A 12,845-nucleotide genomic window follows, 5' to 3' on the forward strand; every position below is an offset into this window, starting at 1 on the left:
CTGGTCATAAAATACTTATGGTAATTATTTCTTTCTAGCTTGTTTGGCTGTCTCTTTTCGTTCAGGTAGGTATGCATTAACAATAAAATGATAGATTCTAAATATACTGCCGTTCTCAGGATTACTGTGTATTGTTACAATGACATCATTCATTCCATCAGGGGATTCAATAATTTGCTCAGTCTCAAAATGTTTTTCTCCTTCAATTTCAACATAAAAATTTTGTAGCAATGTTTTTCTCTTTTCTAAAACTGTGCTCAATCTTGTAGACTTATTAAATAAAATAATAAATCCAAAGTTAACATATTTGTCCATATAACCAAGTAACTGTTTAAATTGATCTCCATAATTCTTCCATTCTTTGTTTTCTCCTACTGCAACTAATCTGAAAACATTGTCATTATTTGAGTAAATGCAAAAGTCTAATTCCCCTATTACTTTGTTTGCAAAACCACTCGGCATTTCTCGTGAAATGATCAAACCAATATCACTTAATTTCATAAATAGAACATGTGCGATATCATCACTTAACTGAGTTTCCGACGTTTCCATTAATCTTATTGGATCCCGTTCCTTTAGTTTTGTTGAGGAATAAATCATTTTTACTATTGTTGATTCTTCGTTATAATCAGTAGCTATCTTGTTTCTATATTTGTGGACATCAATTTTAAGACTCTTCCTGATATCATCAGGCATTAAATCAGAGTATTCTTCAATATCAATATGCAAGAAGTTTATAACAAACTCAGGATTCTGTTGATAAGCCTTTACGTACAAAGGAACATTTAGAAAATCATGATCATCAAACATAAAGTACTTATATTCAGCAATATTGTTAATGTGCTTAGCTAAATATTCGTCATCGTCATTCAAAATTTCTGAACTAGATATCTCCGTATTAAAGTCAACGTCGGTAACATCTAACCACCAATCAAATATGTTATATAAAGCGTACTCATAGATTGGTGGCAATACATGTTCAAAAGAGTCTACAGTAAATTCTTGCAACTCAACTAGAATGTTAATGCACCGTTGTCTATTTTCTCTGTAAAAGTGACTAGGAAATATCTCCTGAATAAAAGTATCGTAATCAAGGCCGTTACAGCACTCAAAAAACAATTCAAATATTAAATAGATGTTATAATTTATCTTTTTGTTTATATTTTCAGATGCCTCAAAGTTAGTGGTTAGCATATTTTTATTTCTCCCTAATCCCGTTCTTCTTTATAATGATACCTCCGTTGGGAATTATTAACAAGATACTGCATTTAGTAAATAGGACTTTGGATACTAGCGGAGCTCAAATATCGAAAAAAGAGCCACTAATCGTTTAGTGGCATATCTTCATTATGATATAGTAGCTAAAATATAAGTTCTGATTTTTTGATATTATATATAGTTTTCGTTTCTTTAAAATCAACTTACGAGGAAATGGACGAGCGGCGAAATTGATAAGGATATGTTCAACGCTTGCTGTGGGGCGGTCAAGAACGAACGCCAAGCATTAGAGGAACGAGCGGCACGACTTCAAACGGAAATCGCCCACGAACACGATACAGAATCACGAGTATCGGCGTTTAAGGCTGAGTTAATGAAGTTCGCCACATTTGAAGTAAGCAACGAGGAAATCCTGAGAGATATGATTCACAAGATGATTAACCGTATAGACGTCCGTGAAGACGGCTCAATCGAAATTGGGTACAATTTCCAAACAGGGGACGTAGCCTTAATTCGGCTAGCCCCTTCTTTCCATCAATACAACGCCCTCCACATGCCCCGTATGCGGAAACATATCCACCGGCTGCACTTCCTTCACCTCATACCTCTCCGCCAGCACCTTCAAATCCCTCGCCAACGTAGAAGGATTACAAGACACATAAACCACTCTCTCCGGCTGCATCTCCAAAATCGTCGTCAACAACGCCTCATCACAGCCTTTGCGCGGCGGGTCAACGACAATCACATCCGCCCGTATGCCCTTCTCCTTCCAAGCAGGAATGACAACCTCCGCAGGCCCTGCCTCAAACGTCGCATTCTCCACGCCATTCAACTGCGCATTCCGATTCGCATCCGCAATCGCTTCCGGCACTATCTCTACACCGTATACATGCTTGGACTTCTGCGCCAAAAAGAGCGAAATCGTCCCGATACCGCAGTACGCATCAATCACCGTCTCCGTACCAGTCGCACCCGCGTACTCCAGCGTCTTGTTGTACAGCACCTCTGTCTGCGCAGGATTGACCTGATAAAACGAACGTGCCGAAATGGCAAACTTGATCGGACCGATATAATCGTAAATCACATCACTGCCCCAGAGCGTCACGGTCTTTTTGCCAAAAATAACATTGGTCTTGTCCGAGTTGATGTTCTGCACGATACTCGTCACGCCCGCGACTTGTTCGCGAATCGCATCCACCAGCTGATCACGCTGCGGAATCTGCTCCTCTGTAGTTACGAGCACGACCATGACTTCCTCAGTCTTGACGCCAACCTTAACAACCACATGACGCAGCAAGCCTGAATGGCGCACCTCGTCATAGGCCGTGATATTCAGCTTGGTCGCCGCCTGCTTCACGGCTGCCACTGCTTCATCATTCGCCTGATGCTGAATGAGGCATTCGTTCATGTCGATGATGGAGTGGGATTTCTCCGCGTAAAAGCCGCCGACCAACGCTCCGTTTTCCTCGCCGATCGGTACCTGAGCCTTGTTGCGGTAGCGCCATGGATCGCTCATGCCGAGTGTCGGATGAACGGTAACGGCTCCTTCTCCTTCGACCTGGAAACCGCCAATGCGCCGCAGGTTGTCCCGCACGATTTGCTGCTTGTGTCGCAGCTGCTCCTCGTATGCGAGATGCTGCAACGAACAGCCACCGCAACGGTCGTACAGCGGACAGGGCGGCTGGAAGCGATGGGTACTCGCTTCTACTACTTCTGTCAGCTTGGCAAAGCCGAAGTTTTTCTTCACATGATCGACGCGCGCATGAACTCGCTCTCCTGCAAGCGCGCCATCTACGAACAGTGTATATCCTTCAATCCGACCGACTCCTGCTCCTTCGTGGTTCAGTCCGGTTATCTCCACTTCCACGGTTTGTCCGACACGTACAGGGACGTCCAGCTCCACTTTGGCTGTCGGGTGCGGACCGCGCCGCTTCTTTGTTGTCTTCGCCACTATCTATTGCTCCTTTTATCTTGCTCTATAGGTTTTCGTTTTCGCTCCAGGAAGCATGCAGGGATGCACTGCGAAAAGCGGCATCCCCACGGCTATTGCTATTCATTTTACTATCTTCTTACGGGACGAACAACTCGATATGCCCCGGCAATGCTTCCACCACGCAAGGCAGCTGTCCGCCCAGCTCACCGTCCAGATTGAGCTGCACCGTCTCTCCGCCCGGCGAAGTGGCTTTGATGTAATCTGCCTGGAAATACAGGATGTTCGGGTCCTTTAAGTGCTCGCCGCGAACTGCCTGTGTCGCCAAGCGAATAAACTCCGCGATATTCGTCTTTTTCACGACGATGACATCCAGCTTGCCGTCTGACAAGTCCGCATCTGGGGCGAGCCAGTCGAAGCCGCCTACAGATCGGCTATTGGCGATGAGGAACACCATGATTTCTTCATCCAACAGCACTTCTTTGCGGCTCTCCAGACGAACACGGATCGGGTGCAGCGATGGCAGCTTCTCCAATCCCTTGACGTAATACGCCATTTGTCCGATCAGCGTTTTCAGCTTGCTCGGGACCTCGTAGGTCAAATTCGTCAGCGAGCCGCCACCCGCGATATTCATAAAATAGCGGTTGTTGATGCGCCCCAGGTCAATGCGTTTCTTCTTGCCTTTGGCGACAATCTCCGTTGCACGCGTGATCGATTTCGGTATACCGACCGCCCGGGCAAAATCATTGCTTGTTCCGCAGGGGATTATTCCCAGAGATGGACGTGCTTTCTGCTCTGCCATCCCATTGACTACTTCATATATGGTTCCATCTCCACCAGCGGCCAGGATGACGTCAAAACCGCGAGCTACTGCACGAGCAGCTTCTTCTGTCGCATCATCTTCCCCTCTGGTCGCATGGCATGAAGTTTCATATCCGGCCGACTCCATTAAATCGAGGATTTCCGGCAATCGCCGACGCACGATCTCCCGGCCGGAGCTTGGATTGTAGATTAATCTGGCTCGTTTCAAGGCAGATCCCTTCTTCCTTCCCTCGCTCACGGGGGTACTCTCTTCCATCATATCCTGTATAGCCATTTTTGGGAATCGCTATGCTCCATATAGCGTGATAAGATAGAAAAAGATGGAAAACAAGGAGATAGGGGAGACGCTTGTGAAGAAGATCATCGTGGGAGTAGATGTGGGTGGCACTGCAATCAAGATGGCTTTGATTACACCAGACGGCGAGCTGGTTACCAAAAGGCAAGAACCGACGCCTGTTGTGGACGGCGAGGATGGCATTTTGCAAAAAATCGCAGACATGTCTCATGATCTTCTTGCGCAGCATGACTATTCTCTTTCACAAGTTTGCGGAATCGGTGTAGGAGTACCCGGCCCCGTCGATGGCGGGAAGGGAATCGTCTTCCAAGCGGTGAATCTTCACTGGCGCCAACCTGTTTTATTAAAGGATAAATTGGAAGCCCTTACAGGTCTCCCAGTCGCGGTCGACAACGATGCCAATGTCGCAGCCCTCGGGGAAATGTGGCAAGGTGCAGGCCAAGGTGCACAAGACCTCGTTCTTATCACGCTCGGCACAGGTGTAGGTGGAGGCGTCATTTTGAATGGAAAGGTCATCCATGGCATCAACGGTGTGGGTGGCGAAATCGGGCACATCACCATGACCCCGGATAGCGGTGCCCCCTGCAATTGCGGCAAAACAGGTTGTCTCGAAACATATACCTCTGCGACTGCCATCATTCGTGAAGGGCGATTTGCCGCTACAAACGGATCAAGCCCGGCGCTTGCCGCTGTCCTATCCACCAAAGGAAACATTGCCGCCAAGGATGTCCTCGAAGCAGCCGTAGCCGGAGACACAGCGGCTCTCGTAATTATCGATCAAGTGGCGCTCTATCTCGGTCTCGCTCTCTCCCACTTGGCAATTGTGCTCAATCCTGCGAAGTTTATGATCGGTGGAGGCGTCGCCGCAGCAGGAGAATTCCTTTTTTCCCGAATCCGTGAATCATTCAAACGCTTTGTTCCGTTCACCTACGTCGTCGAGTCCACAGAGATCGTTCCTGCCGAACTCGGCAATGATGCGGGTGTATACGGTGCAGGCTGGTTAATCCGTTCACAGATGAACGAATCCTGATCGGGCCACATAAAGAGAATGGACGCTCCTGCACGTGAAGCCTCACAGCTAGAGCGTCTTTTTGGTATGACCTTATGAAGAAGCCTGCCTGGGTGCCAGCTCCGGCTCGCCGCCTTTCCCCGAAACAATCAGCGCAGCACCGACGAGCACTGCACATCCCCCTAACAGCTGGAGCAGGCTAAATGCTTCGCCAAACAACAACGCAGAAAACCCAAACGTGACAACAGGCTCCAGCGTGCTTAACACAGACGCTTTGGTTGACCCGATCAGTTGCAAGCCGCGGAAGAAAAAACTGATGGCGACCACCGTAGAAAAAACAACGATCCCCAGCAGCGCCCACCACCCTTGTACCGCAAAAGACAGATCAACCCCTCCGTCTTTTAGCGCAATGAAAAAAGTAGAAATGGTAGCAAACAGGGCGATGTACGCAGACGTTACATAGGACGAGACGCCTTTTACCACTCGATTCCCCACCACAATATAAACGGAGTAAAACAACGCCGCAGCAAGAGCCAGCAATACGCCAACCGGCTGAATCCCGCCAAATGACAAGCCGAGCACCAGTCCAAGACCAACGAGTGTAATCAGCATGGCGATGACCGTCTTTTTCGTCAACCGCTCCTTCTCGACGAAGTAGCTCAGTATGGCAACAAACACCGGAAATGTGTACAGCAGCAAGGCCGCCATTGAGGTCGGGATGTACTGTACCGCAGAGAAAAAGCTAAGGGATTGCAGCGTGTACAAAATCCCTCCGAGACAAAACATCGCGAGCACCTGTTTTTTATCCAAGCGAAGCGACTCCTTGCGCCAGAGCAACAAACCAAAAAACAGGGCAGTCGCCAATAAAAACCGCAAAAACAAGAGCGTCGAAACAGACACACCCGCTTCATAAGCGTACACAGCAAAAATAGACATGACGCCAAAGCCAACAGCCGATCCGAAAATATATAGCACACCGACATACAGCGGATTCACAACATTTCACCATCTTTCTCGAAATGACAGCGACGAGTGACGTGACAGGTCTGAAAATTTTGCGATCAGTGCTTTAACCCCGCCCCTTCTCTGCGGAATATGCGCGACGCGAGAAAAATAGTGAAAACCACATAGACAAGCAACGAGCCAATCCCCAGGAGCGCATGCATCGGGTCGACCTTGCCATAAAACACTTCCTTGGACAGTGCGACACCGTTGAACACGGGCATCACGTAGTAATGCGCGGGGATGTCGACCGGACTGACTGGCATCAGCATATACGAGGGAACCATTGCCAAAAATATGACAGCACTCATGTACGTCTGCCCCTCTTTAAAAGACTTGGCAACCGTACTCAAAACAAGCTCCAACCCTGCAAAAAATGCCGCCAGCAACAAAATCGTCACGATGAGCACCAACAAAGTGACAGGCGAGAAGAATGCGAGTGTAAAATGATCTCCTTCCGTCGCCATTGGTCCCAGACGCATGGCCAGCGTGACAGAAATCAGCGATGCCACTGCCCCCATGATACTCATCGTCATGACAGCCAACAGCTTTGCCGTGAGAATGTGCTGGGCTGCAATCGGCGCCGTCAACAGCGATTCAAGCGTTCCCCGCTCTTTCTCACCAGCGACGAGATCATTCGCTGCGGCCATTCCCGCGGATGCGAGCGAGACTACCAACATCAACGGAATGATGCCAGCCAGCATCCCTCCCGACTTCCTTTCCTCAGAGGCTGCATTTTGAAAGGTGGAGACAATCGGTTGAATCGTCTGCTCGGACAAGCCCGCTTGGTTCAACCTTTTCGCTACGATGTCTTTGCTGTAAGCCTCTACGGTCTGCTCGATCAAGGTACGGGCATAGACAGATTTTTGATTGGTGGAGTCATACACAACCGATAACTGCGCTGTTTTTCCCGCCGCGATCTCTTCATCGAACCCAGCAGGAATCGACAAAATGGCGCGCAGCTGACCTGCTTGCAGTGCCTGCTCCGGATTGGACGGCTCCAGGATTTGAACGGCTGAATTTTTCTGCAAAACCGTAATCAAGGAAGATGATCCTTGAACGGCTAACGGGATGTACTCCCTCGCTTCTTTTTCCACATTGCTATAGGACGTCCCCAGCAAAAAGAAGACGAACGGAATGACGAGCAATGGCACCAGGAGCGTCCCCATCCACGCCTTGCGATCGCGAAACAAGTCCATCAGCTCTTTTTTCAATACGGTCCAAACGACATGCGAGCCCATCAGCCTTCGCTCCCTTCCACGACAGCCATGAAAATGTCGTCCAGATCCTCTGTCCCAAACTGCTCGCGCAACGCATCCAATCCCCCGGCGAACTGCAGCTTACCCTTGTGCATGAGCGCAACCCTTTTGCACAGCTTGTTAATCTCGCCCATGTTGTGACTGGAGAACAGAATCGTCTTCCCCTCTTCTTGCAGCTTTCTGACCATTCTTCGAAAGATTGTGGCAGCCGTAACATCCAGCCCTGTCGTCGGTTCATCCAGAAGAATGACATCGGGATCGTGTACGAGCGTCCGGGCAATCGCTACCTTTTGCTTCATTCCCCGGGAAAAGGCCCCCACTCGCCTGTCTAAAAAAACGTCCATCTCAAGCAGCCGGCTCAAACTATCAATGCGCTCCTCAAGCCTCGCTTGCTCCAATCCATATAAACGACCGAAGTACGCGATATTTTCCCGCGCTGTCAAACGGTTGTAGAGACCTACATCTCCCCCGAACAAGATGCCAATTCTGCGACGCACTTCAAGCGGTTGCTGTCGAACGGAAAAACCGCTAATCTCGATGTCTCCCTCGGTCGGGGTCAAAACCGTCGCCATCATGCGCATCGTCGTTGTCTTTCCCGCACCGTTTTCGCCGAGAAGTCCATATACCTCGCCTGCCTCGACCCGAAACGATACATGCTGGACCGCTGCGATCTCCTTAAATCGCTTGCTGACATCCTTGACCTCAATCAACAGCAGCCCCTCCTCTCCCGTATTATCTCTAGAATCGTACCTTCAGCAAGTACGACGCACGCTTTTCTCCTGTAAACGTCACCTGTACGACACCCGTCCGCCCACGCAAAACCCTCGGTATGGCGCCAGTGACATGAAATTCCCGCCGTTTCTCATCGACTCGCGCGACAGACACGGAGCCTGGGGGCGAAAAGACCTTGTCGCCTTCCAGTGTGTAAAACGAAAGGGTGATTTCTCCCGCTTGTCCGTGGCCTTCTCCCGAAAAACGGATGATCTCCATCATTCCTGACACCGCCGACACTCCCGTGAGGTCAAACAACGGGTGACGCAGGTTCGCAAGCGTCTGCCCTTTTTTCCAGTCCTGCAAAAACGCATCAAACTCCTGCACAGCAACCATCCACGCCACCGAGGAAGTTGTAGGGACATGCGAAGGTATTGCACCAAAGACAAGCGCAGAAGACGTCATCACCAGTGGCAGCCAAATAGAAAACATGCTAATTCCCTCCAATAATTGGTTGCCCTTAGCATGCCCTATCAAAAGTTACCCGTATGTGTCTTTGGCGAATCAGAATCTTTTGACTTTAAAAACCGTTTCACTCCTATCCTACAGCGGATAACGCTCTTTCCACTTGGTCAAGGAAAAGCCTTCAAACAGCGCGACGAAAGCCTCCGTATCATTAATATAATGACGGGTTTCTTTTGCCTCTGGATGCTTTTCCAGAAACAGCGTCGCTACCAAATGGCTGACAGGAACACCTTCTGCCTCTTGATCGTAAATGCCCCGCTCAGCGAGCACTTTGCCAAAATAACGCACATAGGTGACGGTTATTGTTTTTTCTTGACCATTTTCTTGCCACGTAGAAATGGAACGGTCAAATGTATCAGACGGTGAACCACCTTTTCCAGGTGCCACACTTTCTCCTGCAACAGAAATGAGCTTCATGTACTTCCATCCTCCTTTTTATTCCTGTACGTTTCATTATAGGGGAGAGTGGAAATTGTTACAAATTGCTTTGTCATCTGCCATTGGAAAACCCACTGCGTTTACTTGTTTGATACACTAAACAGAACGGTTAAAAAACTCCGAAATTTATTTCGCATCCCGTGTCAGAAAATCCGTGAACCCGAAGTCTACATAGTAAATCAACAAATCACGAGGAGTTTTTGCGATGGATCACTTGATAATCAGGCCCAAGACTCATGAGGAGCACACCCAGATAGAAGACGAGACTTTGGTAGAACAGGCGAAAGCTGGGGATCAAGAGGCGTTTAGCGAGCTGGTCAGGCGCCATCGCTCCAAAGTATACGGCTATGCACGGTCGTACACACAAGAAGCCTTTCTTGCCGAAGACATCGTTCAGGATGCTCTCATTCGCGCCTTTTTGCACCTTGGGACGCTGGTGGACAGCCGACGTTTCCTTCCTTGGCTGCATCGGATTGTGCGCAACCAGGCCTACACACGGCTTTCGAAGGGTTCGCAAAAAAGGGAAACCGTCTTCTCGAATCTGGGCAAACAAACGCATGAGCAGGAACCGACTGACTGGGAGGACCTCGATAGTATCTTGCACAGGCTGGGACGGTCTTGGTCACACTCTGCGCAGAACACCAACCCCGAAGAGGTCATGGTGCGTCGTGAACTGTTTGAGACAATCAGGAGCCTGCTGTACTGCCTCAATCCTCGGGAGAGACGCATTGTGGAATCTCACTTTTTTGATCATTTGGCCCCTCATGAGATCGCCCACATGTTCCAGATGTCCCAGGCAAACGTCTACCAAGTGCTATCGCGTTCTCGCAAAAAACTGCTTCAGGAAAAAACTCGTGTCGTTGTTGATCAATACATGAATACGAGAAAGGTTGCGGGGAGTATGAAACAAGCAGTATTGAACAAACCAGAAGCATTCACGATGCCTACTTGGGTTACTTGCGCAGCGGCACTATTCGGATTGGTAGAATCGAGCGAACGCAAAATGTCTTTGCCGATGATACTTGGCTTGAGCGGCCATGCCTTTCGCTTGACGATCGTGCCTGGAAATATCCATATTGCAGGCCCAACGATGTTTCACTTTCAGCGGGTCTTGCAGCAGGGTTTGAAAAACATGGGCTTTGAATCTCGTGCCGTCACCTCGTATCATCTATCCTGCGAACCAAGCATCAATGCCAATCAAGTTGCTCCCTCGCTATTGAGCCCGGAGGCACGCGAAAAGCGCCAGCTGTCTGTCCTCCTGCCAGAAGCATTGGAACTGGTCCACCGCTCCATCGACAAAGGGCACCCTGTGCTTGCTTGGGACCTGTTCATGCCAGAGTTCGGATTGATCTACGGCTATGATGATGAAAAAAGAGTGTTTTACGCAGGAGACAACTGCCGAAACGACAGTACTATTCCCTATGAAAACTTGGGGCGGGGTATCGTCGAGGAGTTGTTTGTCCTTGCCATCGACCGTGCGTTTCCGATCGACCAACGCACGATGCTCGCAAATGCTCTCCACTCTGCACTCGTTCATTATCGTGGAGAAGAATCGCAGGACCCGAGTTGCGTCAATGGTCTAGCGGCCTATGCTGTTTGGCAGGAAGCCTATGAAAAGGGAACGGTTGAGCCGAATGGCAACGCTTATACGACCGTGGTGAACGGGGATGCACGTCGCTACGCCTCTCTTTTCTGGAGCGAAATCGTTGATTCGTGGACAGATTCTGTGTTTGATGAGGTTCGTCCGCTGATGAAAGAAGCGGCTAGCTTGTATGGGGGGATTGCCGATGGCTTTGACATGTTAAGCAAGCTCTTCCCATTCCCTGCTGGGGGCGAGCCGAACGATGCGGAGCAAGGTAGGCAGGCTATTGCGTTGTTGAAGGCGATTGAGCGAAATGAACGTACTGCTGTATCCGTACTGGAACAAATACAGGCGGGGCTTGAGAATAAAATAGGAAAGTAAACAGAAAGAAGTAAGGCGATTTATGGTCGCCTTACTTCTTTTAGGTTATTGCTCCATTCAAACTTCCCGCTTACTGCATCTACGGTTGGCCAGCCCTTATAAGTATCAATTGTATAGACGAGCTGAAGATAAGGAGATTTTTTGCCATTGTAGGTGGGCCAGAAGTAGGACAGCTTGAGCGGAAGATTCTTTGCTGCCAGATCAGCAGCTTGCTGTGCAGTCACAGATGGTTTACGTACTGGAAGTCCGCCTTCCTCGTTCGGCATAGTTGGAGAGAAATATACGACTTGGCCGCTCTTCATTTCGATCACGACCCAATAATTGTGATCGAGCACAGGCAGACCATTTTGGAGCCTATGAAACCTGAATGAATAATTATCTGTATGTCTTTCCTTAACCTTATTTAATTCCATCATCCAGTCGGCCAACACCGCAGGTTTATATGGATCGAATATCTCTACTTGCCATTCATTAGCCGAAATCGGAGCATACGATTCAAGGACGGCAATCGCTTTTTTTAGTGCTTCTTCCCTCGTCAATGGAATAGATAGATTTTCCTTTCGTGTCCAATCCATAGCATTGATAACCTGTCCAGTAGATTCGTCCACCGTAAGGAGAATATCCACCCCACCACGATCTGTCCAAGAATAAACGAAGTCTCCCCAAGTATTCCTTGCATCATAGGGCATATTCGTGAGCTTTTTATCTGTTCCAAACAAATTCGTAACAATTTTCTCTGCATCAGCTCGGTTTGAGACAATCAGTGAGTTCTCTTTTGGAGTGATCGTAATGTTCTTCACATTGACAGGATTTCGTTTTCCATCGTCTACGATCTCTAATCCGCTAGGCGCTTCAATCTGCTTTCCTGTTACAGCTTCTATAAATGGTGAAGTTCTCCATGCATATTGTATACTCGGTTTGCCGTCGCTCCCTTCCTGAACATATCCGTAGTCGAAATGATCGGGGGTGAATAACTGCTCTGTGATGGCTTCTGGTGCCAATACCGATTTTGGATCAGGAACCTTGGTATCTTCCAAATCAAGTGGATGAAAAGACAAACTTAAAAGATGACCTTCGTAATCCGTGACCATGTATATGCCTGTCAGGATCCCTCTATCTACTTCCAAACCATTCAGCATAGCAGGATATTCTATGTACCGAAATCTGACTATCTCGGGACGCTTCTCCTTAATTTGCGATAATTTAGGATTACCTGTCATTTTCCGTTTATCTGACCATTGTACGGCGAGCAAATGTTTTTCTGCACGCTGCAACAAAATCTCGTCCGTTACTCTCCCTTTAGCATTCCAAATATCCAGGGCTGCGTTATAGTCGAGCATTTCCCCGGTTTCCCTATCAAAAACGAGAGAGGCTCCAACGTACTCATCTTTTGGATGACTCATGTACAAGACTACTTCATTACCCGTCCTCAGTTTAACGGTTCGCACTGTCAACGTTTTTAATTCGGGCTCCAGCTCTTCTAAAGCAGCCACAATTTGAGCGGCGCCTTCTGGGAGGTTGATTTCTTCTGGAGCTGGGGCTGCTGTGCTTTTCAGGAGGATTTCAGGGCTTGCAGCCAATGCCGGTCCACTTGTTCCAAAGAGTATCGTTGCTACTGTTAGAACAATTGATAAGCATTTTTTGAACATGTTGATCAAGCCTTTCTCTCTTCC

General features: G+C 48.5%; 11 protein-coding genes. 2 read left to right on the forward strand and 9 right to left on the reverse strand.

The window, feature by feature from the left end; genetic code table 11:
- Positions 1–24: 24 nt before the first annotated feature.
- The 3 genes from FB479_RS19205 to FB479_RS19215 form a co-directional block, all read right to left on the reverse strand.
- Positions 25–1,194 carry a hypothetical protein gene (locus FB479_RS19205; protein ID WP_142066374.1) on the reverse strand — a complete coding sequence of 390 codons (1,170 nt, stop codon included), beginning with the start codon at positions 1,192–1,194 and terminating at the stop codon, positions 25–27.
- 541 nt (positions 1,195–1,735) lie between these two features.
- A complete protein-coding gene (gene rlmD, locus FB479_RS19210; RefSeq protein WP_142066375.1) occupies positions 1,736–3,169 on the reverse strand; it encodes a 23S rRNA (uracil(1939)-C(5))-methyltransferase RlmD in 1,434 nt (477 codons plus the stop codon).
- 118 nt (positions 3,170–3,287) lie between these two features.
- Positions 3,288–4,178 (reverse strand): diacylglycerol kinase, encoded by an 891-nt coding sequence (locus FB479_RS19215; RefSeq protein WP_142066376.1) that lies wholly within the window; start codon positions 4,176–4,178, stop codon positions 3,288–3,290.
- 112 nt (positions 4,179–4,290) lie between these two features.
- Between FB479_RS19215 and FB479_RS19220 the strand changes: the two genes are divergently transcribed.
- On the forward strand, positions 4,291–5,295 hold the full coding sequence (locus FB479_RS19220; RefSeq protein WP_185746391.1) for an ROK family glucokinase: 1,005 nt from the start codon (positions 4,291–4,293) through the stop codon (positions 5,293–5,295).
- 72 nt (positions 5,296–5,367) lie between these two features.
- Here the strand turns inward: FB479_RS19220 and FB479_RS19225 are convergent, their stop codons facing one another.
- The 5 genes from FB479_RS19225 to FB479_RS19245 form a co-directional block, all read right to left on the reverse strand.
- Positions 5,368–6,270 (reverse strand): DMT family transporter, encoded by a 903-nt coding sequence (locus FB479_RS19225; RefSeq protein ID WP_142066378.1) that lies wholly within the window; start codon positions 6,268–6,270, stop codon positions 5,368–5,370.
- Between the two features lie 65 nt (positions 6,271–6,335).
- Positions 6,336–7,517, reverse strand: coding sequence for an ABC transporter permease (locus FB479_RS19230; protein WP_142066379.1), 1,182 nt, complete (start codon positions 7,515–7,517; stop codon positions 6,336–6,338).
- Complete coding sequence (locus FB479_RS19235) at positions 7,517–8,245, reverse strand: ABC transporter ATP-binding protein (RefSeq protein ID WP_142066380.1); 729 nt, start codon at positions 8,243–8,245, stop codon at positions 7,517–7,519. The genes FB479_RS19230 and FB479_RS19235 overlap by 1 nt, the downstream gene beginning before the upstream one ends.
- A gap of 28 nt (positions 8,246–8,273) precedes the next feature.
- Positions 8,274–8,738: a hypothetical protein gene (locus FB479_RS19240; RefSeq protein WP_142066381.1), complete on the reverse strand. Its 465-nt coding sequence runs from the start codon at positions 8,736–8,738 to the stop codon at positions 8,274–8,276.
- 111 nt (positions 8,739–8,849) lie between these two features.
- Positions 8,850–9,188 (reverse strand): hypothetical protein, encoded by a 339-nt coding sequence (locus FB479_RS19245; RefSeq protein ID WP_016741198.1) that lies wholly within the window; start codon positions 9,186–9,188, stop codon positions 8,850–8,852.
- Positions 9,189–9,414: 226 nt separating this feature from the next.
- On the opposite strand from FB479_RS19245, the gene FB479_RS19250 reads away from it, so the two are divergent.
- Positions 9,415–11,172, forward strand: coding sequence for an RNA polymerase sigma factor (locus tag FB479_RS19250; protein ID WP_142066382.1), 1,758 nt, complete (start codon positions 9,415–9,417; stop codon positions 11,170–11,172).
- 20 nt (positions 11,173–11,192) lie between these two features.
- Here FB479_RS19250 and FB479_RS19255 read toward each other — a convergent pair whose 3' ends face one another.
- Positions 11,193–12,821: a YcdB/YcdC domain-containing protein gene (locus tag FB479_RS19255; protein ID WP_142066492.1), complete on the reverse strand. Its 1,629-nt coding sequence runs from the start codon at positions 12,819–12,821 to the stop codon at positions 11,193–11,195.
- Positions 12,822–12,845 lie beyond the last annotated feature (24 nt).

The sequence above is a fragment of the Brevibacillus sp. AG162 genome (assembly GCF_006715575.1).
Classification (GTDB): Bacteria; Bacillota; Bacilli; order Brevibacillales; family Brevibacillaceae; genus Brevibacillus; species Brevibacillus brevis.